Below are 25,218 nucleotides of genomic sequence, written 5' to 3' on the forward strand. Positions count from 1 at the left end.
TTAGCAAAGTTAATACTTTATTCCTTGCTGACACAGTTTAATTTACATCCTCGACTGCTCCATTCCTTTTTAGATATTCTGCAAGAGAGCCATTTCCCATGTATTCCATTACATAGTAGGCTGTCCCATTTTCTTCGAACACATCAATGATACGAATGATGTGAGGATGATTCAGCCCGGCTATCATCCGGGCTTCCTTTACGAACTTCTGGCGGAAACGTGCTACTAATTCTTGACTGCCTTGTGAACCGACTGATACATGGGAAGTTGCAACGTCACGGTTGCAATGTTCCTTCATGAAGAATTCTTTAATAGCTACCTTGCGTTCTAAGGCCACTTGTGTGGCAAGATAGGTGATGCCAAAGCCGCCTTGTCCCAAGACTGTTTCTATTTTATATTTTCCTCCTTGGAGGAGAGTGCCGGATTGTAATTGCATAGCTTTTTATTTTGGTGGAAATTGAAATGGTAATCTATATACAGATAGCGATTCTTGTATGAAATAATCGTATAGAAGGAAGTACCTGCTATCTCTACGCGAACTCTATTACTCATTCTCAAGTTTGCGTAGATTTTTTTGGGCAGTTTCACTTCCTTGTTCTGCAGCTTTTCGATACCATTTTATTGCTTCTGCCTTGTTCTTAGGAATACCGGGTTTTCCATATTCGTATATTAGCCCTAAATTAAAAGATGCACTAGCATTGCCTTGTTCTATTGCCATTTTATACCACTTTACTGCTTCCAAGGCATTTTCTTTCTCGTATATATCTCCTAGTTGTTTTAAGGCTTCAGCATCCCCTCTCTCTGCAGCCATTTTATACCATTTTATAGCTTCTGGGTCTTTTTTTCTGGCTCCATTGGAATATATCTCTCCTAATTTTTTTTGGGCTTTGATATCTCCTTGTTCTGCAGCTTTCTTATACCACTTTATAGCTTCGTCTATATCTTCTGGAATGCCTACCTTGTAGAAAAACATATTGCCTAGTCTATACTGTGCATCCACATTTTCTTGTTCTGCCGCTTTCTTATACCATTTTGCAGCTTCTACCCTATTTTGAGAAATACCTTGCCCATAATCGTACATATATCCCAATTTATATTGGGCACTTGCAATGCCTTGTTCTGCTGCTTTTTGATACCATTTTATTGCTTCCGAATAATTTCGCGTAACATTAAGTCCCGTATAATACAAGTTCCCCAGTTCATTTTGGGCTTTTGCATTTCCTTGATTTGCTGCTTTTTGATACCATTTTTCAGCTTCAGTAGCATTCTTTGCGACATCCCGACCAAGAAAGTACATTCTTCCTAACTCATATTGGGCCTCTGTATTCCCTTGCTCTGCTGCTTTGGCTGTTTCCTTAAAACCGTTCTTTTTCTTTGGAGGCATATTGGCACTCATGGCACTCAGGTTTGCTGTTTCGGTGTTTTGTTGCGCAGGGCGTTCTACATTCCCGGTCGCTGCATTTTCTTTTACATGAGAATTCGGGTTTATATTTTCAGCAGATGTGCCTGCATGTACTGTTACTGATGATGCGTTATCCGGTTCAGAATTTGTTACAGTGTCTGTTGCGGACAGCCATTCTGTTTCTGTATCTGTATCGGAGTTGGAACCTGTTCTGGAAGTAATATAGGCTATAATTCCTCCAATAGACAGAACAGCTATTAGGACAAGAATAATATATTTTTGATTTTTGGGGTGGGGCTGGGAAGATATGTCGTCACCTGAAGGCATAGTCTGTTCTTCATTGGCGGATGTTTGGATAACCGTAGCTTCCTCCAGCGTTATTCCTATATCTTCTTTGGGAGTTGTTTCCGTATTCTTATTTTCCAATATACTTAAAAATGCGGCTACACTTTGCGGTCTGTCTTTTTTCATAGCCGACATGACTTTTGCGATACTGGCTATTAACGAATCGCTTACTTGACGTTTTTGTAGCTCATATGCAGGAAAACCGTCATTCAATATTTCTGAAGCCTCTGGTGGACGGATTCCCGTCAACATCTTATACATAGTTGCACCAAGCGCATACACGTCCATCGTTGCCGGGAAGTCTTTACCTTCATGATAATTACTCTGTTCTATCGGTGCATATCCGGGTGTGCCGCTTCCCACTGTAGTGCTTGTTTCCGGTTTCCCGTTTTCATCATATTGCTTGGACAAGCCAAAATCGATAAGTACGGCTTCCTGATTCTTACGGAGCATAATATTTCCAGGTTTCAAGTCCAGATGAAGCATCTTATGAGCGTGCATGTAAGATAGAGCGTCTCCTATCTGTTTGGCATACATAATGCTTTCTGCTTCCGTCAAGCCTTTTTGTTGTGTGATGTATGTATCCAGATTTCCTCCATCTACATATTCCATGGCGTAGTAGACTGTGTTGTTGGCCTCGAAGTATTCCAGCACTTTAACGATATGGGGATGGTTCAGCTTACTCAGGTTTTCGGCTTCGCGCGAAAACTTCTTTTTGTAGTCATAATAGACCCCTCCTCTGCTTCCACAAGTAACAGTATTTTCTTCTCGTCCATTGATGTCTTTCATGAAGAACTCCTTGATGGCAACTTGTATGGTTGTTTCGAGTTCACCCAATGCTCCGGAAACTTTGACTTGGGTCATAGCCAAGTAGGTGATGCCGAAAGAGCCTTGACCCAATATCTTTTCTATGGTATAGGTATGTGATTTACCATATAAAATGGTATTTTGTTTAAGTGCATAATTATTTATATTACTCATATTATTAAGTAGTTGATTGTTTGTTATTATTTATGTTACAATTGTAACAAATCTCTGAATTAAATCTATCTGCTGGAGAAGATGCAAATTTGGGAACTCGTTCTTCAAGGCTCTTTCTTTTTTTCTTTCTTTGTTGCTCTTCTTGCTTTTGTTTTTCTTCTTTGGGGATAACAGGGCGAATGGGGAGTGCAACATTATTGGGCATAACCCTAACTGAATCTTTCAATAGGAAAGCGCGTCCTCTTTTGAATTTGACAAATCCCCCTCCTATTAAAGCTACGGAACCAGTCCAATAATATGCTATGGAACCGCGATTTTCTATATTTTGTCCGTTTTTGATACCGACAGCAGGCAGAAATATATTGTTGCCGTTGGGTCCGGTAATTTTGTATCCCCCTATTTTTTGGTAAGTGGTCCATGTTATCTTGCACTTATCTCTAAGTTCCATGAATTCTTTTGCTGTTGGCATACGCCAATATTTCCCTAATTGAGTTCGGGCAATATCATATTCCGAGCCACAAATATCATCAAAATCATAAATGTTAATAGAGGTAGGTCCACTGCTGGCTGTTCCCGTGGAATCTCCCCAGTAGTATAAATTCCCATATTCTTCAGGAGTTGAGGCACCGAGATTCCACCCGGCCCATCTTACACTTAAACCTAAATCTACAATTTGATCTGTTGAGATTTCATTGTGTTGAACATTGGTTCTTGTTTGCCCAATTTCTGTATTAGAGTTCTCATACCGAATAGATGAATCATGCAGAGCCGAATTATTCATAGATATAGGCGATGTAAGTATAGCACTGTCGGATACAGTACTGTCAAGCCCAATAGCTAAAGAGTTGTCTTGTGCGATATTACTCGTCTTGTTGGTTCTGCTGAGCCAAATAGTACATAATATAAGGATTAGAGCTATAACTCCCCAAAGCCATTCTTTTTTGAATAAGAAAATTCGTTGAGGCTTTGGAATGGAAGAAGGATGCTCTTTTGCTACAAATTCATTTTTAGGGGTATCTAATATTGTAGTTTCATTTTCCAAACCAGGTTTTATCCCTTCATTCAATAATGTGAGAAATTCATTAATGTTTTGCGGTCTATCTTTGCATCGAGGTTGCATTGCACCTTGTATGGCCTTTCTTATCAATGGACTTATCTTTGTTGGCAATGCTGGCAGTCCCTCGTCATTCACATCACTGGCCTCTGGCGGTTGTTGGCTTGTCAACAAATAAAACAATGTTGCTCCGAGAGAGTAAATGTCTGTACCTGGTGAGAATGTTTTTACTCCACCTTGCTTATATTGTTCCAAAGGTGCATATCCTTTGCTGATACCGATTGGCGTACTACTTGTTTGGTTACCGGTGTCATCATAACGTTTGGATATACCGAAGTCTATTAGTACAGCTTCTCCATTGTTCCGAAGCAGAATGTTGGATGGCTTTACGTCCAGGTGCATGGTTTTACGGTGATGAAGATATTCCAACGCATCAGCTATCTGGAGGACATAACTTAATGCTTCAGAATCGGACATTGCTCCATTGGTTTCAATCCGTTCTTTTAAAGAACCGCCATCTATATACTCCATTACGTAATAAGCTGTGTCATTTTCTTCAAATACATCATAGATGGATATAATGTGTGTATGCGCCAATCCTGCAATGATTTGGGCTTCTTTGATAAACTTTTGGCGGAATCGTTCTACTAACTCCCGGCTACTTTGGGTACCCATAATGATATGTGAAGTCTTCTCATTGCGTTCGCAGTAGTCTTTCATGAAGAATTCTTTGATGGCTACTTGACGGTTCAATCCGGTCTGAAGGGCTTGGTAAGTAATTCCAAAGCCACCTTGTCCCAATATGGACTCTATCTTGTATTTTCCTCCTTGAAGGAAAGAACCTGATTGTAATTGCATAGTTTTTTATTTTGGCGGAATTTAAAATTAAAATAATGCAAACTATAACAGTTTATTCTGATACGGGGCGAACGGAATTTCCCTCCTTACAATAGTCGCTGTACAACGGACTCCAGCCGTTAATACTGAAGACGAGGCTGGAGGCGCTACTAGAAGTGCTATTAGCTGTCTTTCGTGTTCCTGACCAATAGCGGCCATTTCTTCCTCGACCATATACCGTTCCACCGTAAGCGTAGCAGTATCCTGATGCAGGGAGGAAGATTCGATTTCCATTCGGTCCTGTTACCATATAGCCTGCAACTTTTTTGTATTCAGTCCATTTCCATATACATTTATCAGATAATTCTTTTAATTCTTGCTGTGTAGGTAGCCTCCATTTCTCTCCCCATTTAGCACGAGCAATGTCATATTGAGTGCCGCTGATGTTGAAAGGGGGAGTGCCACTGAGAGAATCGCTACTATTTGTTGCTTTTTTTTCTCCGGTCGGGTCCGCCCATCCATATAGTCCTCCGTATTCTTCGGGAGAAGATGCTCCGACATTATAGGCTGCCCATTTCACACTCAAGCCAAGATCTACCGGATTGTTTTCAGTTGGAATTACTTCCGTAGCAAAGGCTTCTTCTTTAAGAGGAGTGGTATCACTTGGTTTTTGAGTAAACCAGACAACTGTTGCTAACAAAAGTGCGACGACAACCCCTATAAATATGGGTAACTTGTTACTGCTGGAGGGCTGTTTTTGGGGAGGCAACTTTTCTTTCTTGGCAATGATGGTAATATCCTCTCTTTCCGGTTTATTCAACAATTCTAAAAAATCTTTTATGCTTTGTGGACGTTGTCTTTTGGGTTGCATGGCAGCACGAATCGCTCGTTCGGTAGTTGCCGATATGTTTGCGGGTAAGGCTGGTAGTCCGTCATCGAACACAATGTTGGCAGCCGGCGGTGTCGTTCCTGTCAGCAATTTATAGAGTGTAGCACCTAATGAATAAATATCTGTAGTTGGTGTGAATATTTGCACTCCTCCAGCTACATATTGTTCCATTGGTGCATATCCGGTACTGATGCCTACCGGAGTAGTACTGGTCTGTTGCCCGCTTTCATCGTATCGCTTGGATAGTCCGAAGTCTATCAACACTACTTCTCCCTCTTCTCTCCGCAAAATGTTTCCAGGTTTCACATCCAGATGGCTCATCTGCCGTTGGTGGATATAGTTCAATGCTCCTGCTATTTGATGGATGTAATGCAGCGCTTCCGTTTCTTGTAGTGCACCGTATCGCGTCACATATTCTTGCAGAGAACCTCCTTCTATATATTCCATCACATAGTAAGCTGTGTCGTTTTCTTCGAACACATCATGTATACGGATAATATTAGGATGGTTAAGTCCGGCAATGGATTGTGCTTCTTTTATGAATTTTTGCTGAAAACGAGCTACGAGTTCACGGCTTCCTTCCGTCCCGATGGTAATGTGTGACGTATCGGCGTTGCGGTTGCAATACTCTTTCATAAAAAACTCTTTGATGGCTACCCTACGGTTTAGTCTTGTTTGCCATCCTAAATAGGTGATGCCAAAGCCGCCTTGCCCAAGTATTCCCTCTATTCTGTATTTACCCTCTTGTAGAAGGGTGCCCTCTATCAACTGCATATCAATCAATTCCCTTTCTTTTCCCAGTTATTCAGTACTTGTTTCAAGTTCTCTTTCTTTATTTCTGCCATTTCTAATTGTATCGTTACGAGTTGGGAACGTAAATCCAGGCAGATAGAGTCTTGCCGGTCATTTAATCTCTCCATTGTCTCAGTGGAGACATCATTGTAGGTGGCATTCCGCTTTTTGTCTTGTTCCTGTATCTTCTTCTGAAGAGACTTTTCTTGAGCACTCAAAGCTTTTAGCCTGACGGCCTGAATTGTGTCGTTATTACTGCGTACATTTTGGGGGTGGAATGTGGATGCGTGCAGATTACTCATGATACAACACATCAGTAATAGGCACGAGGCGATTATAATATTTTGCGGCTTCATTGTTTCTGTATATTTAGGGTTTATCATATTTTGAAAAATCTTTTACTCCGGATAACATGCTTTTCCCCAGCATATTAGTGGGTTCCACTATTGAAGGTATCAGGGCATATTCGGGTGGGAATCCTTCGGGAGTGTTGGCCGAAACTTCAGCATATTCTCCTTCTGTGGAGCAAAGTGCCTCTTTATAGGAACTTAGTGCTGTTTTGGGGATGAGCAGTTTGATTTTCAGCTTGCCGGCAATTTTTATCAGGAATACTTTTTGTCCGTTGAGCTCTGCGGTGGATATCGGTTCTGTTCTGCGCATGATGATTTGCTCCAGATGTTCCATTTGGGAGAACTCCCGGTACGAGAGTATCTGTAATGAAGTAGGCAAATCGATTTGGGTTATATTGGGACAATCGATTAAAGCCTTCCAGCGTATAGCAGTGGTACCTTCGGGAATACGTATCTTTCCTGAGCGTCCGCGGGGGCAACCTAACAGAGTTGTTTTGTCTTTGTTATAGAGTATTCCGTCTATGGAAGTAAAGTTTGGATTATTGGCATCCACTTCTATGCTTTGCAGCTGTTTCAATGATTTCAAATTCTGCAGGCTGGTGAGCTTTGCCGGGATGACGATGGAGGTCAAACGGTCACTCCAGCGGAACATTTTGAGGTTCACTTGTGTCCAGTCGCTGCCCAACGTTACCTGCCCGATTGCTGTACACCGGAAGAATACTCCTTCACCAAAGCGGACGCTGTTGCCGGGAAATACGATTTTCTCTAATCCGCTGCAACCTTCAAAGGCAAAATCGCCTATGGACGAAAGCCCGGAAGGCAGTACAATGCCTTTTAGGGAAGCTGCATTGCTGAATGCCTTCTTGCCAATGCCGACAACACGGTATATCGTGTTGTTGTGCTTTACCCTTGCCGGAACGGATATCTCACCGGTATACAGAGAGGGTTGGGGGGCAGAGATGTTCCCTTGGTAGGTAACTTCCACATGTTGTTTCTTTGCATCTACAATGTTGAAGAAGAATTTCTCTCCATTTTTTCCGGTGACGGTGAAATCGTGTGCGTAGAGCAGGGAGGTGCTTCCCAATAATAGGATGAATGTGATTATATTTATTCGTTTCATAGCTTTAGCAAATATAGTGTGATGAATAAAATTAGGCCATGTAGCCGGTTACGTCGGCATCGTTTATATAGTCGGGTATTGGGTCATTGTCTGCCAGCAATGTAGCATCCTCGTTTACGCCGGTTGCTTGTGTGGTTGCCATAGACAATCCTTCCATGCGAATGCCTGCCTCTTCTATATTGATGACCTCATTGTCTGTAATTATTCCATTATTGTCCATATCTGCCACCATGGCATCTGCTATTCCATCCCGGTCGATGTCAACGACAAGAGTTTCTTGTCCGTTGACAATAACACCGGCTATATCCATTTGCGAGCCGTCTTCACACGTAACCGTTTCATAGGAGACCACACTGATGGTATCTTCGTTATGCGGTTCATCGTTGCTGTTTCCGGGCATGATAGGTGTGGCAGGGGTATCAGGCTTCTGAGGGGCAATTGGCTCATTGGTTAAAGGTACTTCCGAAGTTACTGTAGGGGTATCAGTGTGGGGAGGCTGTACCAGTCCTTCGGTGACTGGCTCTGTTGCAAAAGCTGTCTGGGCCATTGAACCGGCCGCTACGCCTATTGCAGCTCCGATGGATGAGCTGGCGCCATTTTGCCAATTGTAACTTTTCTGTTCCACATTTTTCTGTGTGGAATTAGTGCTTTCCTGGTTTGTTTTTTTAGTCTTCATAGTTGCTCATTTTTAATGGTTTATAACTTATTCTGCAACAAAAATATAAAGAGAGGCATACAATGGCAAATTTCAAAAAGTATACTACATAAACCCTGCGGTTTAAGGTATCAATCCCTCATTTTTCAAGGGATTCTTACTTCTCGGTAAATTTGGATTTGCAATAGGGACAGCTCGTCATCTTTTTCAGGTCGTCATACTGTTGATATCCCATGAAATGATGGCATTCCGGGTTGGGGCATACATAGTCCTTATGAAATTTCTTATCAAGGTCGTCCAGAAATCTGGGAAGTGTAGAAGATGACCGGTAGGTTATCACAAAGAAATAGATGGCCAATAAAAGTCCTGCAGAATATAGAATGACACGCAAAGCCGGCAGGTCGGCAATGCCCGGAATAAATCCGCAGAAAATGGCAGACATGGAAAATACGCCTGTTACAGAACGGATTGCTGCAGACTTCTTTTCTTTTATCTGTATCTGGAGTTTGGTGTCGTGAAATTCGTCCCATACTTCTTGTAGGTGACGGATAGAGAACGATTTGGGTATTGATGCTCCCAGCCCTTTTATAATGGCCGCTATATCCATGAAGTAACGGTCTGCCCCCAGCTCTATGCGGTCTTTTCCGGAAATGTGCTTGGACTCGATTTGCACACCATTGACGTAAGTGACGTTTTCGGGTTTCAGATTGGTAATGATATAGCCTCCTTTGTCATCGGTCACCACTTTACAGTGCTGGCGGCTGACGGATTTGGGTACGCTGTTGGCGTTCCCCCAAAAACGGTCTTGGTTGTTTATGCTGATACGCAGGCGGGATGCACCGGCTTCTCTTCCTATGATAAGTTCCATGGCATTATTGTTTTTATTATGCAGATTTTATATTGAGGAATATTTCTTTCAGTTTTTTCAGTGCTTCTTTGGAAATCTCCAGTTGAAATGCAAATGATGAATAGTCACTTAAAACGAGTCGCTGTTTGATGACATTTATCTGGTAAACATAGTTCAGATTAATGATGAACCGTTTGCCGATACGGGCAAAGCAGCGTGCCTTTTCTTTCAGTCGCTCTTCAAGGACTTTTTCGGTCTGGGCTAAATTCAGGCAAATAATACCGCGTAGCTTGTTCGTAAGTATTATATTGGTGTAATTTCCATCGGATTCAAAATATACAATCTTGGAAATGTCCAATCTAAGAAGCTCATCGCGTGAATTGAAAAACAAGAAGTTGGTTGTCGTATCCATTGTAACTTATTTATTATTTTTTTTTAATGTATCCTCTTCTGTATAGCTGTTTGATATTAACCCGATTAGAGGAATTTTTACTCGCTTTTTGTACTTTACATCTTCAATAATGATGTCACATAAAAAGTAACTTATATCGATGGTGATTTCTATTGTTTCAGGAGAATATCCCAAATAATCCTTTAGCGGAATGATAAAACGTCTACTGTCTATTTCCATAAAGTAGGAGTCGCCGTCTCCGGGAAATGTGACACTGCGCTTTAAAGGGAAGCTGTAGAAATTGCATAAAAAAGAGCATTCTCTGACATGATTCTCTAGTGTATACCCCGCCAATACTTTAAAAGGCAGACAATCAAGGAAGGCAAATGAACTTATCTGGCCAATAACAGATGAATACCATATAGATAGGGCTTTAGGCAAGAATTCCCAGTATAGTTCTAAATCGGTCATAGGTATGGCGGGAGATGTTACATCATATTCTTGTAAGATGTGCTCTTCAGTAGTTCCCACTCCGGAGTATTCGGCCTCATAAAGGCCTTCTCCGTATTCGGCAATGCAGTATTCCTCTTTGGAGCAGATGCAGATAGGCATGTCATTTGAATGGATGATGCAAGGTATCGCTGAGGCGATATGGATTTCTTCAGTAACCCGTATCTTTGATGTTTTATCGTTGTCAAAGTACTTGTTGATAAATCTTAAGACATCAAAATAATGGCATAGACTTTTCCTATATGTTATGACCTTGAAACGGCTGTCTTGTATAGACTGGCGATTTTTCTTGATGAATGCATCCAGTGAGGTGTTGAAATGTACAATTACCGGATTTATGGGCTTTTCTATTATCTCTTCTACCAGTGTTTTTCCTTCCAGGGGCAGTTCATAAATATTGTCATTCAGAAAATAAACCAGTTTGTCATTTTGGACGTAATAAAAGGCAATGCCTTGATATGTGGCATGCTGCTTATTGTAGGAAGTGTGTTTGGCGCTTTCATCAGTATGGGAGTTCGTAGTGCTATGGGTTAAAGCCACGAACTCATTTACTGTTTGAGGGCGCTTTATCCTCATGGGGGCCATTGCTTTTTTTATGGCAGATATTGTTTGCGCGCTTATGTGCTTTTGCCGCAGCTCTTCTTCTGCAAATCCTTCATTTAGTATTTCAGAGGCCTTGGGCGGGGTCTTTCCTGTCAGCATTTTAAAGAGAGTGGCCCCTAAAGCGTAGATATCCAATGTGGGCGCGAGTATTTTCCCATATTCTTGCGAACCTTGCTCTAAGGGGGCATAACCGGGAGTACCAAGGCCAATAGTAGTGCTTGATTCCGGTTCTCCGTTTTTGTCGATTTGTTTGGATAGCCCAAAATCTATCAGAAACAAAGTGTTATCTGTACGTCGCATGATATTTTTAGGCTTTAAGTCAAGGTGCAGCATCTTTTGGGAATGCATATATTGCAATGCTTTTCCTATCTCCTCTACATATTGTAGCGCTTCTTTTTCCGGCAATCCTCCTTTCTCCAATATATATGCATCTAGACTGCTCCCTTCGATATACTCCATTACATAGTAGTAGGTGTTGTTCTCTTCAAAAGACTCTAAAACCTTAACGATGTTTTGATGGTTGAGGCGAGCTAGGTTTAAGGCCTCTTTTTTAAATTTCTTTCCATATTTGTATGCAATGCTATTGGGAGATGGCTCATAAATATCTCCTGATGAACTTCTGGCACTTACATCTTGTAGAAAAAATTCTTTGATGGCTACGGATACATTGCTATTCAAGATGCCTAATTCGCCTTTCAGGCAAATTGAAGCCAAATAGGTTATACCGAATGCTCCATGACCTAATACACCTTTAATTTGGTAGTTGTAGGAATGGCCATGGAGTATAGTTCCACAAGATAAAGTGTGAATGCTGCTTTGCATGAATCTATATGTCTGTCTAATTGTTGCTGATACTTGCCTCTTGTTTCACTGTGAAAACATATGATTGGGCAGAGTCTTAGCCGTTCAAAGTTATAGAACTTGTTAATGAATTCAAAAGCAAGAAATGTGGAAACTGTACTATTATGCATATTTTATGGTTATGTGGCTGTAATATGATGTTAAGTGTGACAAACTTTTCTGCTCTACTCTTCTGGGACGGATATTTCCTACAGTTGAACACAAGAGGACTGTAAGCTGGAGTAAAAGGGACGGGCACTTCTTGGCTGAAATACCTGCTGTTTGTCATCCGGATATTTGTAGTTTATAGTTGCGCACAGTTGTGGAACGCTTTCTTCACAGTTGTGGAATAACTTTCTCATTAATGTGAAGAAGGCGTATCACAACTGTGCGCAACTGTTTTTGATGTGGTGTTGGCGTAGGAAAGTACTCTTCTCTGTGCAAGGAGGACCTGCTTCTTGTATAAGAGAAGCCTGCTTTTTTGTAAGAGGACACGGTTATGTAAGCAAAATCTGCTTACATACTTGCATGGTGGTTGCTTACATAACTTAATGCTCTGTGCAGTAGGTTGTTATATGTGTCTATGCAAGCATGCAAGTAGAATGTGCGATAAAGTTATAGTATCTTGAGTTATAGAATAGATTCTTGTTTGTGGATTTATCTTTTGCAAAGTCTTGGAATATACTGCCGGAGCACTGATGATAATGAAAAAGAAACTTTTTAAATTGCCGATTTGTTCTTAACTTTGTCAGTCGGAATATCAATAAACAGACTGAAAGATGAATGTAAGAGGAATATCTATGTGCTTGCTATGTGCCGGAGCGCTGTTTGTGGCTTGTGGTAGCAAGAGGGGAAAGACTGTGGAAGTTGCTGAACAAGCCGATACGGTACATGTCGTTGGTGGTGATAAGGATAAGCATGGTTGCATTGCATCTGCCGGATATACCTGGAGTGAGGTTCAGAAAGACTGTATCCGTCTGTGGGAAAAAGGAGTCCGTATGAACGCTGTGGATGATGCGGAGAAGATGTTGTTTCTGGTGCTCAGTCCCGATTCTACCCAAGTGGAACTGTTCTTTTCGGAAGAAGAAATGCCGAATGAGATTCTGGAGCGCCGTGGCCTTCCTGCGGGGGGATATGTTTGGAATGTGGAAGATGATGATACAAAGAATGTGCGTTTGGAAGATGGAAGATGGACGGTCAGCCAGCGCGGTCGGCTTATTTACCGGCAGGCAGAAGAGGCTGCGGGGAACTAATATGTAGAGAAATGGAGGATTTGAAGATATTGACAGAGTCTGTCTGCTGCATAGCCCGTGAAGCCGGATATTTCTTGAAAGAAGAGCGGAAAAACTTCAGCCGGGAAGCGGTACAGAAGAAACAAGCCCATGATTATGTCTCTTATGTAGACAAGGAGTCGGAGAAGCGGGTGGTGGCTGCGCTTCGGGAACTTCTTCCCGAGGCTGGATTTATAGCCGAGGAAGGTTCTGCTGTCTATCACGATGAACCCTACTGTTGGGTAGTGGACCCGTTGGATGGGACAACGAATTATATTCATGATAATGCTCCCTATTGTGTCAGCATCGCTTTGCGCGACAAGGATTCTTTGTTGCTGGGAGTTGTTTATGACCCTTGCCGGGATGAATGTTTTTATGCCTGGCAGGGAGGTGGCGCTTATGTGAATGGAGAACGGATGGAGGTCTCGTCTGTCCAGCAGGTGGAGGATGCCTTTGTAGTGACGGAACTCCCTTATAATTCCGACCGGTATGCACGTACCGGTGAGCATTTGATTCATGAACTTTACGGGCGTGTGGCAGGCATCCGCATGACCGGTTCCGCTGCGCTTGCCATCTGCTATGTGGCTGCCGGACGTTTTGATGCCTGGCTTGAGGCGTTTATCGGCAAATGGGACTTTTCTGCGGCGGCGCTGATGGTGCTGGAGGCTGGTGGAAGAATCACTGACTTTTGCGGTAGTGACGCCTTTTTGGACGGACATCATATCATTGCCACTAACGGACTGCTGCATCCGTTGTTCTTGAAGCTGGCAGGTGAGGTCTTGCCATTATAGCAAACAAGGCGATGGAGTGTATTGCTCTGTTGCCGTTTTTTTAATACTATACGATGAAAAACATAGTTAAAACCTGGTTCTTTTCTTTTGTCCATCTCTTTTTTCCGCGTCAGTGTGCCGTGTGTGGTGCTATCTTGCAAGAGGGTGAAGAGGGCATCTGCATGAAGTGCAATATGGATATGCCCCGGACAAACTATCATCTTCGTAAGGACAATCCGGTGGAACGTATGTTTTGGGGGAAGATACCTCTGGAACATGCCACATCTTGTTTCTTTTACCATAAAGGGAGTGATTTCCGCCGCATTCTCCATCAGTTGAAATATGGAGGGAGGAAAGACCTTGGCGAAGTGATGGGGCAGTTTATGGCGGCGGAGTTGTCGGCTACCGGTTTCTTCAGTGATGTGGATGTCATAGTCCCCGTTCCTCTGCATCCGCGTAAGCAGAAAATGCGTGGGTACAATCAGAGCGAATGTATAGCCCGCGGTGTTTCCGCTGTCACCGGTATTCCCGTAGATACTGCTTCCGTTGCCCGTATGAGGCATACGGAAACGCAGACCCGTAAATCCTCTTATGAACGGTGGGAGAATGTGGACGGTATCTTCTGTCTGCGTCGTGCTGACGCTTTTGCAAGGAAGCATGTACTGATTATAGATGACGTATTGACTACCGGTGCCACCACTACGGCTTGTGCCGATGCGCTCAAGGAAGTGGAGGGTGTGCGCATCAGTGTATTGACACTGGCGGTAGCGGCCTCATAAGTCAGAAACGATAACGGCCGCCTGCTACGATTGTTCCGGTATATCCTACTCCGAATTCTGTGAAGAAGGCAAACCGGCTTCCGTATTCGATGCCTAGAAAACTGAATTGATAAGCGAATTTTGTCTTGTGAAAGACTTCTCCTCCAAAACTGTTCCGGAGGAAATAGGCACCGAGCCCTGCTGAGGTATACAGAGAGAATTTGGGGCGGGTAAACCAGTGCCACCGGAAGGTGGGAAGAATATACAGATACCTTCGGTTGTCTTTGGTGTTTTCATCCAAAGCTTCGTAAAGGCTGCTGGCTGTCCCTTTGTTGCCGGTTATTCCTCCGGTTACTCCCAGGCTGATTTTGCGGTTGAATCTATAAATGTAGCTGATGCTCAGGGCACCGTAGTAGTTTGTCTTTTCGCGTGTATAAACTCCGAAACTCAGTACCGGAGCGAAGCACTCCTCGGCCATGCTGTTGGCATCGGTAATGGGCAGGAAACCATAGCTGACGGAAAATTCATGGTGCCGGAACTTTTCTTGGGGCAGAACGGGTATGTCTTGTGCTTTGCAAAATGTACATACAGTCAATCCGATGATTAAAAAGAGTAGGGCTGTTCTCATTATAGTCGTATTTTTGAATTAAATTTCATGGCTCTGCAAATAAAGACAGAAGGTCGGGATAAATTCCCTATAAATATTCCACAAATATATGTTAATTTCATGAAAGATGAAAGATTTCCGTTTGTTCGTTAAGTGCGGCTGATGGAGAAAACAAAAAAGGTTCGCCTAATTGACAAACCTTTTCGCTCTTCCTCTTGGACTTGAACCAAGGACCCTCTGATTAACAGTCAGATGCTCTAACCGACTGAGCTAAGGAAGAATATGCATTCAAGTTTTTTCGCTCTTCCTCTTGGACTTGAACCAAGGACCCTCTGATTAACAGTCAGATGCTCTAACCGACTGAGCTAAGGAAGAATGTTGTTTTTTCTCAAATGCGCTGCAAAAGTAATAGGATATTTTGAAATATGCAATATCTTTGCAAAAAAAATATCGAAGATGGATAAAATAATTGGGTTGGGCAATGCTTTGGTTGATGCACTGGCAATCATTGAGGATGATAATATTTTGACGGAGATGCAGCTCCCGAAAGGAAGTATGACTCTGATTGATGAAGATAAGTTCTTGAAAATTAGTGAGTATTTCAGCCGGATGGAGACGCATCTGGCTAACGGAGGTTCTGCCGGAAACGCAATTCGGGCAATGGCATGCCTTGGTGCGGGTACGGGATTCATCGGAAAAGTAAGCAATGACTTTTACGGTAACTTTTTCCGGGATAGCCTGCTGGAACGTGGGACAGAGGCGAATTTATTGCTTTCCACTACCCTTCCGTCCGGTGTAGCCTCTACTTTCATTTCTCCTGATGGGGAGCGTACTTTCGGCACTTATTTGGGGGCGGCTTCTACATTGAAGGCGGAAGATCTTTCGCTGGATATGTTCAAAGGATATGCTTACCTATTTATAGAGGGGTATCTGGTGCAAGACCATGATATGATTCTCCGTGCCATTGAGCTGGCTAAAGAGGCCGGCTTACAAGTATGTTTGGACATGGCGAGCTACAATATAGTAGAAGGAGACCTTGAATTTTTCTCTCTGTTGGTCAACAAATATGTGGATATTGTTTTTGCCAATGAGGAAGAGGCAAAGGCCTTTACGGGTAAGGAACCGGAGGAAGCATTGGACATCATTGCCAAAATGTGTAGCATAGCCATTGTAAAGGTGGGTGCCCGTGGTTCTCTGATTCGCAAAGGTACAGAGATGGTGCAGGTACAAGCGGCTCCGGTAGAGAAAGTGGTGGACACTACAGGAGCTGGCGACTATTTTGCGGCAGGTTTCTTGTATGGACTGACGTGTGGCTACTCGCTGGAGAAATGTGGCAAGATAGGCTCCCTTCTCTCCAAAGATGTGATACAAGTGGTGGGTACAGAGCTTCAGGCTGCACAATGGGAAAAAATCAAGGAAGAAATTTTATTAATTAATTAGCATTTATCACATAGACATATTATGAGAAGAATTTTAAAGATACGCTGGATGGTTGCCTTGCTGATTGTAGTGGGAGCCGTTTGTTTTTGGGGGTTTAAGAGTGGTGATAGCCGTAGTTTTCAAATAGCAAAGAATCTGGATATATTCAATTCCATTGTGAAAGAGTTGGATATGTTTTACGTGGATACGATTGATCCTAACAAGACTATCCGTGAAGGTATTGATGCCATGCTCTACTCGCTGGACCCCTACACGGAGTATTATCCGGAAGATGACCAAAGCGAACTGGAGCAGATGCTGAAGAATTCCTATGGCGGTATAGGTTCTGTGATTACTTGGAACCCGAAACTGAAACGTTCCATGATATCTGAGCCATACGAGAATATGCCTGCTGCCAATGTAGGTCTGAAAGCCGGAGATATTCTGATGGAGATTGACGGGAAAGACCTTGCCGGAAAGAACAACCAGGAAGTCAGCGAGATGCTTCGCGGACAAGTGGGTACCAGCTTCAAGCTGAAAGTGCAACGTCCCGGTACGGAGAAGCCGTTGGATTTCGACATTGTGCGCCGTTCCATCCAATTACCGTTCATACCTTATTATACGGTGCTGGATAATAATATAGGTTATATCAACCTCAGCACCTTCTCGGGAAATCCTTCCAAGGAGTTCAAGCAGGCTTTTCTGGACTTGAAGAAGCGAGGGATGACTTCGTTGGTGATTGACTTGCGGAACAATGGGGGCGGCTTGCTGGATGAGTCTATAGAGATAGCCAACTTCTTTCTGCCTCGCGGAAAGACACTTGTGACGACAAAAGGCAAGATTAAGCAAGCCAGCAATACCTACAAAACATTGCGTGAACCGTTGGATTTGGAAATTCCTTTGGCTGTGCTGGTCAATGGCGGAACGGCTTCTTCGTCAGAAATCCTTGCGGGTTCTTTGCAGGACCTTGACCGTGCGGTCATTATCGGTAACCGTACTTTCGGTAAGGGATTGGTGCAGACCACCCGTCCGTTGCCATACGGTGGTACCATGAAGCTGACGACTTCCAAATATTATATTCCCAGCGGCCGTTGTGTGCAGGCTATCGACTACAAGCACCGGAATGAAGACGGCAGTGTGGGACGTATTCCGGACAGCCTTACTACCGTGTTCCATACGGCTGCCGGACGTGAAGTGCGTGATGGTGGAGGCGTGACTCCGGACATTGCGGTGAAGCAGGAGAAGCTGCCCAACATTCTGTTCTATCTTGTCAATGACAATCTTATTTTCAATTATGCTACGGACTATTGCTTGAAACATCCTACCATCTCTTCAGCAGAGCAGTTTGAAATTACAGATGCCGATTATGCGGACTTCAAGGCGATGGTGAAAAAGGCGGACTTCAAATACGACCAGCAGACAGAGAAGATGCTGAAGAACCTGAAGGAGATGGCCGAATTTGAGGGCTATCTGACTGATGCTTCGAAAGAGTTTGAAGCGTTGGAGAAAAAATTGTCGCATAATCTGGACCGTGACCTTGACCATTTCTCCAAGGACATCAAGAGCATGATTGCGGTAGAAATCATCAAGCGTTATTATTTCCAGCGTGGAAGCATTATCCAGCAGTTGAAAGATGATGATGATTTGAAAGAGGCTGTAAAGATACTCACTGCTCCGGAAAAATACAAGGAAATGTTGACTGCTCCGGCAGTGACGTCAATGTCTCTGCAACAAAGAAAGGAGACAGCCCCGGTTTTTCTGAGTACCGCTACGAGAGCAAATGAACATGTTTATGATGAAATAGTATAAGGACACTCTTAAGAGGATTCTTTTATTTGCTCCTTAATTTATACCGGATAGTCTCTGTATAAGCCTTTTATACACGACTATTCGGTTAAGTTGTTTGTAGGGTATTAACTTGTTTTATATTTTTGCAGGTGATAATGAAAATATTGACAAGGTTATGAAACAATTGAATTCTCTGAAAGTATGGCTGTCTGTGGTATTGTTGCTTTGCTTCTCTCTTTCCGGACAAGCCCAGTTCCTGCGCACTTCCTACTTTATGGAAGGAAGTAACCAGCGTATGCAGCTCAATCCGGCCTTGATGCCGGGACGCGGTTATCTGAATATTCCCGTGATAGGTTCGTTGAATGCTACCGTCAACTCCAGTTCCCTGGGGTATAGGGATATTATGGACATTATTGAGAACAGTGATGATAGCGACTATTTCATGAGCAATGACTTTATGAACCGACTGGATGCTACCAATAACTTGAATGTGAATTTGAGTACCGACATTCTGTCTGCCGGATGGTATAAAGGAAAGAACTTCTGGTCAGTCAATGTGGGGATGCGTAATGATATCGGTGCCGCCATACCGAAAACCATGTTCCAGTTTATGAATAACATGAGCAGCCGGGAGTTTGGTGACAATATTTCTGACTATTTGGGTATTAACGAAACCATTAATGGACAGAAGCTTGAGATAAATTCCTATGCGGAAGTCGGCCTTGGCTTTGCAAGGAATATCACAGACCGGCTGGCTGTGGGCGGTAAAGTGAAGATGCTGCTGGGTATCGGTAACTTAAAGCTGAACATCAACCAGATTCATGTGGAAACTCCTTCTGTCGGCTCTTCAGGAGTGACGAGTAAAGCTTCCATTCAAGTGGATGCAACTTTGGAGAACTCGTCAAAGCTGTTAGAACTTCCCGAGAATGAGAATGGTGATTATATCGATGAAATCGATTTTGGCAGTTTTGGTTTTGCCGGATATGGTGGGGCTATTGATTTGGGAGTATCTTACAAGTTACTGGATAAATTGACACTTTCTGCTTCAGTTCTTGATTTGGGCTTTATCAAATGGTCTAAATCGAATACCAGTATAGCGCGAGCCAATGCGGAGCAGACTTATGATCTTCTTGATCCGGCCTCGCAGCAGGAATTCATGAATATTGTGAACAGCGGCGAGATTCTTAACTATGACATGTTGCAGCTCAAGACAGAGGAGGCTTCTGAGAAGAGCCGTACCCGTGGATTGACTTCTACAATGGTTCTTGGCGCTGAATATGCCTTACTGAATGATTGGCTGGTAGTGGGTGCCTTGTATACCGGTCGTTTTGCCAAACCGAAAACTTTGAATGAGCTGACTTTCTCTGCCTGCATCCGTCCGACGAATGCTTTCAATGTAGCTGCCAGCTATTCCGTACTTCAAGGAGCCGGTAAAACCTTCGGTCTGGCACTGAAACTGGGTCCTTTCTTTGCGGGAACAGACTATATGTTCTTTGGCAAGAATACGAAGAATGTCAATGCTTACTTGGGGGGGTCTATTCCTTTGGGAAAACAGAAAACGGCTGAAAATTAATAAAGTGAGTTATCAGTTGTCGCGGGTTATCTTTCTATAAAAGAGGATAATCTGCGATTTTGTTTTTACGAAAACGCAAAAAGCTTTATCTTTGCTGGTAAATACCTATAAACAGTACTCATGAGAATTGCAATAACGTTTCTCTTGTTTTTGGTTTTCAGTAGTTTGCTGCAAGCTTCACCCATACCTTTTTCTCCTATAGTGAGGAACTATTCGGTGTCGGATTATAATGCCGGTATTCAGAATTGGGCCATTGCTCAAGACGAAAGAGGAGTGATGTATTTCGGTAATAACAGTGGGCTGTTGGAATTTGATGGAAGTGCTTGGCGGCTGTATGAATTACCGACAAAAGGAATTGTGCGTGCTATATATATCAGTGAAGATGGAAGAATTTATGTAGGCTCTTACGAAGAATTCGGTTATTTTGTCCGTACTCCTTATGACACTCTTGAATATCATTCATTGAAAAATAAGGTGAAAGATTTTGCGTTTCATAATGACGAAATCTGGGATATTGCTTGCGTTCAAGGAGAAATTGTATTTCAATCATTCGGTTCTCTCTTTTTTTATAATGGAAATTCGGTAGAAGGTATTCGAATGAAGAACCTTCCACTGAATTTGTTCCAGGTTGGAAATACTTTTTATTCTCAAAGAATAAACGGTGGACTTTATGTCTTTGCCGGTAGGGAAATGAAAGAACTTATTCCCAGAAAGGCATTTGGAGATAGTGATGTCCTGGCCGGGCTCCCTTATGATGATGCGGTTTTAATGTTTACCCGTAATCAGGGAGGTTTCCTGTATCGAGATGGGAGGGTAGAAAAATGGGAAACTGAATGTGATGATATATTCAAGAAGCATACCATTAATCGTGCGGTGATGACCAAAGATAGTTGCTACGTTGTTGGCACAATATCCGATGGCATATATGCGTTGGATAAAAAGGGAAAGCTGATTTGGAAGGTCAATACGGATAATAAACTACAGAACAATACTGTTTTGAGATTGTATTGTGATGATGACAACAATATATGGACAGCTTTGGATGAAGGTATTGCCTATATACACAACAATTCTTTAATCTATTATTATGAACCTCCATTTCGTAAAATAGGCATGGTATATGATGTTTTGGTAAGGGAAAATGAAGCTTATATTGCTTCTAATCAAGGACTTTATTGGCTTAGGGATGGAAAGACTGAATTAGTTCCGGGTTTGGAAGAACAAGCGTGGTTCGTCGATGAATGGGGAAAACAGATTTTCTGCGGGCACAACAAGGGAACTTTCCTTATATCAGGACTGAAATCAAAGCTGGCATCTGATGTAAAAGGAGGGATGTGTATGGAAAAAATTGAATTGAAGGAACAATCTTTTTTGTTGGAGGGAGCTTATGCGCTTCTGAATTTATATACGGAGACTGCTTCGGGAGAGTATTGCTTTACTCGGTCCTTACGTGGGTTCAGTCACATGATTCGTCATATAGAAGTGGACCATCAAGGGAATATTTGGGCGAAACATTTAAGGAATGGTTTGTATCGCTTTCGGATTGATTCGGATATGAAGCAGGTAAAGGATGTGCGGAAGTATGAGAGTTTGGGAGAAGTGAAAGGTGGGAGTTTTACTTTGTTCAAAATCAATGGTCGGGTAGTTTTTTCTAATGGGGAATATTTCTATACTTACGAAGATATGACTGATTCGATTGTTCCCTATGAAACAATGAATGAACAATTGATGGAATTGAAGGGAATCAAGACTGTGAGTCATGCGAACGGAGATTACTATTGGTTTGTGGGCGACAGGACTGTGTATTTGGTGAAGTGTGCGATAAATACTTTCAATATCGAACTTCGGATTCCATATTCTTTGTTTGACGGTCTGGCTGTGGAAGAACGAGGAAGCGTGGTTTATGACAAGAGAAATAATCATTCCTATCTTTGCTTGAATAATGCTATTGCCCGTATTGAAACAGATAGTTCCTCGTTATATAAATCTCAGACTAGGCGTTCTTTATGGATTTCAGAGATGCAGGTTACTGAGGAATTCAGTGATAAACGGAAAACATTGGTCGTGCAGTCGGGAGTCAAGGTCGAACATGAGTTTAATACAGTGAGTTTTACATTGTGCTATCCGGTTTATAACGATTATACTTATAAAGTAAGATACCGGTTGGAAGGGTATTCTGATCAGTGGATACCCGATGGACGCAATTTGCAGAAAAAGTATGCCCGTCTTCCTTATGGAAGTTATGTTTTTCGGGCGGAGATATATGATACTGGTAGAGTTTTGGCATCGGTAGAGTTTCCCTTTGAGATTTTGTCTCCGTGGTATTTGTCTTATTGGGCTGTGGGAAGCTACATTCTGATAGGGTTGTGCCTGCTGGCCTTGCTGCAATATATTGTTTATCGTTTTGTGAAGAAAAAGAAGGATCGTGTGATTGAGCAGCAACGTGTAGCCCATCAGGCAGAGCTTGAACGGCAAGAGAAGAAGATTATCGAGTTGGAAAAGGAACAGCTTGAGGCCGATTTGCGTTTTAAAAGCAAAGAATTGTCCAGCGTGGTAATGATGAATATCGCTCATCAGGAGTTTTTGAATTCATTGAAAGAGGAGATACAGAAGCAAAAGTTGTCCGGACAGCATAGTCGTAAGAATTTGGATAAGCTTCTCGCTTTGGTTAACAATAATATAGTGTCTGATGAAGAGAGCTGGATAATGTTTCAAGCTAATTTTGACCGTATACATGAAAATTTCTTCCGGAATCTGAAACTTCAATATACAGATTTGACTTCAGGAGATTTGCGCTTTTGTGCATTGCTTCGCTTGAATATGCCGACAAAGGAGATAGCGAAGTTGCTCAACATTTCCACGCGTGGGGTTGATGCTGCAAGATACCGGTTGCGCAAGAAATTCAATCTGCTTCCGGAAGAAAGTCTGACTGATTTCCTTATAAATTTTAAATAACTGTTTTACAGTGGAATATTAATGGGGGAAGTATTAATATTGTACTTCCTCTTTTGTTTCTTAGTGATGGGTGTACTTTTGTTGTAGTGCGAGATGTGGAGGTTGTCGCATGCTTTTCTTTTATTTGCAGCAAAATAATATTTCTATAAATTAAAAGCATGAAAGACATGAAGCATTTACTTTTCAAGTTACAATCATTTTTAGTCTTGTTGGTGTTTACTGCCGTTAGTGCGTATGCGCAGAAATCTCCGGTCGATATGAATCGTTTCATCGACGATTTAATGAAGAAGATGACCCTGGAAGAGAAAATAGGTCAGTTGAATCTGCCGGTTACCGGTGAGATTACGACCGGTCAGGCTAAAAGTAGTAATGTGGCCAAACGTATTCGTGCCGGTGAAGTGGGCGGGCTTTTCAATCTGAAAGGCGTGGAACGTATCCGCGATGTACAGAAGCAGGCGGTTGAAGAAAGTCGTTTGGGTATTCCTCTCTTATTTGGTATGGATGTTATTCATGGATATGAAACGGTGTTTCCCATTCCTTTGGGATTGTCGTGTACATGGGATATGAAGGCGGTTGAAGAATCGGCACGTATTGCAGCCATTGAGTCCAGCGCCGACGGTATTTGCTGGACATTCAGTCCGATGGTGGATATTTGCCGTGATGCCCGTTGGGGGCGTGTGTCCGAGGGCAACGGTGAAGACCCGTTTCTGGGAGCAGCCATTGCGCAGGCCATGGTACGTGGTTATCAGGGAAAGGATATGAGCCGTAATGATGAAATCATGGCTTGTGTAAAGCATTTTGCCTTGTATGGTGCCGGTGAGGCAGGACGTGACTATAATACAGTAGATATGAGTCATCAGCGCATGTTCAATGAATACATGTTGCCCTATCAGGCGGCGGTTGATGCCGGTGTGGGCAGTGCGATGGCCTCTTTCAATGAGGTCGATGGCATTCCTGCCACTGGAAACAAGTGGTTGATGACGGATATACTGCGTAAGCAGTGGGGATTTGACGGCTTTGTGGTGACAGACTATACTGGAATTGCTGAGATGACCGACCACGGTATGGGCGATACGCAGACTGTTGCCGCCTTGGCACTGAATGCAGGTGTGGATATGGATATGGTGAGCGATGCATTTGTAGGTACGCTCAAGAAGTCATTGACAGAAGGAAAAGTGACAGAAGAAGCAATTAATGCGGCTTGTCGCCGTATTTTGGAAGCTAAGTACAAGTTGGGCTTGTTCGATAATCCTTATAAATACTGTGATGTGAAGCGTGCCAAGAAGCAAATCTTTACCAAAGAGCATCGTGCTGTTGCGCGTAAGATTGCTTCGGAGAGCTTGGTGTTGTTGAAGAACGAGGGTAATGTGCTTCCGCTGGCCAAAAAAGGCACTATTGCTGTGGTAGGTCCGTTGGCAGACAGCCGCAGTAATATGCCGGGTACTTGGAGTGTGGCTGCTGTATTGAAGAATGCAACTTCTTTGGCTGAAGGTTTGAAGGCGGTAGCAGGCGATAAAGCCGAAATATTGACTGCGAAAGGCTGTAATTTGATGAGTGATGCCGAATATGAGAAACGTGCCACTATGTTCGGACGTTCTTTACACCGTGACAATCGTTCGGACAAGGAGTTGCTGGACGAGGCTCTTGCCGTGGCTGCCAAATCGGATGTTATTGTGGCTGCGCTCGGTGAGTCTTCGGAAATGAGTGGAGAGAGCAGTTGCCGCACGAATCTTGAAATGACCGACACCCAACGCATGCTGTTACAAGAATTATTGAAAACAGGAAAACCAGTGGTACTGGTACTGTTTACCGGTCGTCCACTGGTACTGAACTGGGAGCAGGCAAACGTGCCGGCCATTCTGAATGTATGGTTTGCGGGCAGTGAGGCAGGTTTTGCCATCGGTGATGTACTGTTTGGTGATGTGAATCCGAGTGGGAAGCTGACTACGACTTTCCCGAAGAGCGTGGGACAGATTCCTTTGTTCTACAACCACAAGAACACGGGCCGCCCTCTTGCCGACGGTGCATGGTTCCAGAAATTCCGCAGCAACTATATAGACATAGACAATGAACCGCTTTATCCTTTTGGTTTCGGCTTGAGCTATACCACATTCTCTTATAGCGACGTGTCTTTGGACAAGACTAGCATGACGGATAAGGGCGAACTGACTGCTACCGTGACTGTGACCAATACCGGCAAGAGAGACGGTGCAGAAGTGGTTCAACTTTATATTCGTGACCTTGTGGGAAGTGTAACCCGTCCGGTGAAAGAGTTGAAAGGCTTTGAGAAGATTTTCCTGAAAGCCGGTGAATCTAAAAAAGTATCTTTCAAGATTACTCCCGAATTGCTGAAGTTCTACAACTACAATCTTGATTTTGTATGCGAGTCCGGTGACTTTGAGGTGATGATTGGCAGAAATAGCCAGGACGTAAAGAAAGCAGCGTTCAAGTTACTCTAACT

General features: G+C 43.0%; 19 protein-coding genes and 2 tRNA genes. 8 read left to right on the plus strand and 13 right to left on the minus strand.

Annotation, left to right across the window (positions count from 1 at the left end):
- Positions 1 to 37: 37 nt before the first annotated feature.
- From DXD78_RS07820 to DXD78_RS07865, 10 genes are all read right to left on the minus strand, one after another.
- Positions 38 to 436: a protein kinase gene (locus tag DXD78_RS07820; RefSeq protein ID WP_117652674.1), complete on the minus strand. Its 399-nt coding sequence runs from the start codon at positions 434 to 436 to the stop codon at positions 38 to 40.
- A gap of 108 nt (positions 437 to 544) precedes the next feature.
- Entirely contained in the window at positions 545 to 2,728 is a 2,184-nt protein-coding gene (locus DXD78_RS07825; RefSeq protein ID WP_009037646.1) for a serine/threonine-protein kinase, read from the minus strand.
- A gap of 4 nt (positions 2,729 to 2,732) precedes the next feature.
- Positions 2,733 to 4,640 (minus strand): serine/threonine-protein kinase, encoded by a 1,908-nt coding sequence (locus tag DXD78_RS07830; RefSeq protein WP_009037647.1) that lies wholly within the window; start codon positions 4,638 to 4,640, stop codon positions 2,733 to 2,735.
- Positions 4,641 to 4,692: 52 nt separating this feature from the next.
- The gene (locus tag DXD78_RS07835; protein ID WP_117652682.1) at positions 4,693 to 6,282 is read right to left on the minus strand and encodes a serine/threonine-protein kinase; all 1,590 of its coding nucleotides are present in this window, start codon (positions 6,280 to 6,282) and stop codon (positions 4,693 to 4,695) included.
- A gap of 5 nt (positions 6,283 to 6,287) precedes the next feature.
- Complete coding sequence (locus DXD78_RS07840) at positions 6,288 to 6,656, minus strand: hypothetical protein (protein WP_133302362.1); 369 nt, start codon at positions 6,654 to 6,656, stop codon at positions 6,288 to 6,290.
- 13 nt (positions 6,657 to 6,669) lie between these two features.
- On the minus strand, positions 6,670 to 7,770 hold the full coding sequence (locus tag DXD78_RS07845) for a leucine-rich repeat domain-containing protein (protein ID WP_009037650.1): 1,101 nt from the start codon (positions 7,768 to 7,770) through the stop codon (positions 6,670 to 6,672).
- Between the two features lie 31 nt (positions 7,771 to 7,801).
- Positions 7,802 to 8,446, minus strand: coding sequence for a hypothetical protein (locus DXD78_RS07850; RefSeq protein ID WP_009037651.1), 645 nt, complete (start codon positions 8,444 to 8,446; stop codon positions 7,802 to 7,804).
- A gap of 136 nt (positions 8,447 to 8,582) precedes the next feature.
- Entirely contained in the window at positions 8,583 to 9,293 is a 711-nt protein-coding gene (locus tag DXD78_RS07855; RefSeq protein ID WP_009037652.1) for an FHA domain-containing protein, read from the minus strand.
- A gap of 16 nt (positions 9,294 to 9,309) precedes the next feature.
- Positions 9,310 to 9,684 (minus strand): LytTR family DNA-binding domain-containing protein, encoded by a 375-nt coding sequence (locus DXD78_RS07860; RefSeq protein ID WP_009037653.1) that lies wholly within the window; start codon positions 9,682 to 9,684, stop codon positions 9,310 to 9,312.
- A 6-nt stretch (positions 9,685 to 9,690) separates the two neighbouring features.
- Entirely contained in the window at positions 9,691 to 11,598 is a 1,908-nt protein-coding gene (locus DXD78_RS07865) for a serine/threonine-protein kinase (protein WP_009037654.1), read from the minus strand.
- Between the two features lie 797 nt (positions 11,599 to 12,395).
- On the opposite strand from DXD78_RS07865, the gene DXD78_RS07870 reads away from it, so the two are divergent.
- The 3 genes from DXD78_RS07870 to DXD78_RS07880 are packed head-to-tail and all read left to right on the plus strand — an operon-like array spanning position 12,396 to position 14,436.
- Positions 12,396 to 12,869 carry a hypothetical protein gene (locus tag DXD78_RS07870; protein WP_009037655.1) on the plus strand — a complete coding sequence of 158 codons (474 nt, stop codon included), beginning with the start codon at positions 12,396 to 12,398 and terminating at the stop codon, positions 12,867 to 12,869.
- Between the two features lie 11 nt (positions 12,870 to 12,880).
- On the plus strand, positions 12,881 to 13,678 hold the full coding sequence (locus tag DXD78_RS07875; RefSeq protein ID WP_009037656.1) for an inositol monophosphatase family protein: 798 nt from the start codon (positions 12,881 to 12,883) through the stop codon (positions 13,676 to 13,678).
- 53 nt (positions 13,679 to 13,731) lie between these two features.
- Entirely contained in the window at positions 13,732 to 14,436 is a 705-nt protein-coding gene (locus DXD78_RS07880) for a ComF family protein (RefSeq protein WP_009037657.1), read from the plus strand.
- A 1-nt stretch (position 14,437) separates the two neighbouring features.
- On the opposite strand, the gene DXD78_RS07885 is transcribed toward DXD78_RS07880, so the two are convergent.
- From DXD78_RS07885 to DXD78_RS07895, 3 genes are all read right to left on the minus strand, one after another.
- A complete protein-coding gene (locus DXD78_RS07885; protein ID WP_009037658.1) occupies positions 14,438 to 15,043 on the minus strand; it encodes an outer membrane beta-barrel protein in 606 nt (201 codons plus the stop codon).
- Positions 15,044 to 15,228: 185 nt separating this feature from the next.
- Positions 15,229 to 15,302: transfer RNA gene (locus DXD78_RS07890), tRNA-Asn, on the minus strand.
- Between the two features lie 21 nt (positions 15,303 to 15,323).
- A tRNA-Asn gene (locus DXD78_RS07895) sits at positions 15,324 to 15,397 on the minus strand.
- Positions 15,398 to 15,478: 81 nt separating this feature from the next.
- On the opposite strand from DXD78_RS07895, the gene DXD78_RS07900 reads away from it, so the two are divergent.
- The 5 genes from DXD78_RS07900 to bglX all read left to right on the plus strand — a co-directional run bounded on the left by DXD78_RS07900 (position 15,479) and on the right by bglX (position 25,216).
- A complete protein-coding gene (locus DXD78_RS07900; RefSeq protein ID WP_034529253.1) occupies positions 15,479 to 16,462 on the plus strand; it encodes an adenosine kinase in 984 nt (327 codons plus the stop codon).
- A gap of 21 nt (positions 16,463 to 16,483) precedes the next feature.
- Positions 16,484 to 18,250 (plus strand): S41 family peptidase, encoded by a 1,767-nt coding sequence (locus DXD78_RS07905; RefSeq protein WP_034529255.1) that lies wholly within the window; start codon positions 16,484 to 16,486, stop codon positions 18,248 to 18,250.
- A gap of 154 nt (positions 18,251 to 18,404) precedes the next feature.
- A complete protein-coding gene (locus DXD78_RS07910) occupies positions 18,405 to 19,802 on the plus strand; it encodes a DUF5723 family protein (RefSeq protein WP_182423789.1) in 1,398 nt (465 codons plus the stop codon).
- A gap of 120 nt (positions 19,803 to 19,922) precedes the next feature.
- Positions 19,923 to 22,757, plus strand: coding sequence for a hypothetical protein (locus DXD78_RS07915; protein ID WP_005834465.1), 2,835 nt, complete (start codon positions 19,923 to 19,925; stop codon positions 22,755 to 22,757).
- Positions 22,758 to 22,924: 167 nt separating this feature from the next.
- Positions 22,925 to 25,216 carry a beta-glucosidase BglX gene (gene bglX, locus DXD78_RS07920; RefSeq protein ID WP_034529388.1) on the plus strand — a complete coding sequence of 764 codons (2,292 nt, stop codon included), beginning with the start codon at positions 22,925 to 22,927 and terminating at the stop codon, positions 25,214 to 25,216.
- The last annotated feature ends 2 nt before the right edge of the window (positions 25,217 to 25,218 follow it).

Source organism: Bacteroides sp. D20 (assembly GCF_003436255.1).
GTDB classification, from domain to species: Bacteria; Bacteroidota; Bacteroidia; order Bacteroidales; family Bacteroidaceae; genus Bacteroides; species Bacteroides uniformis.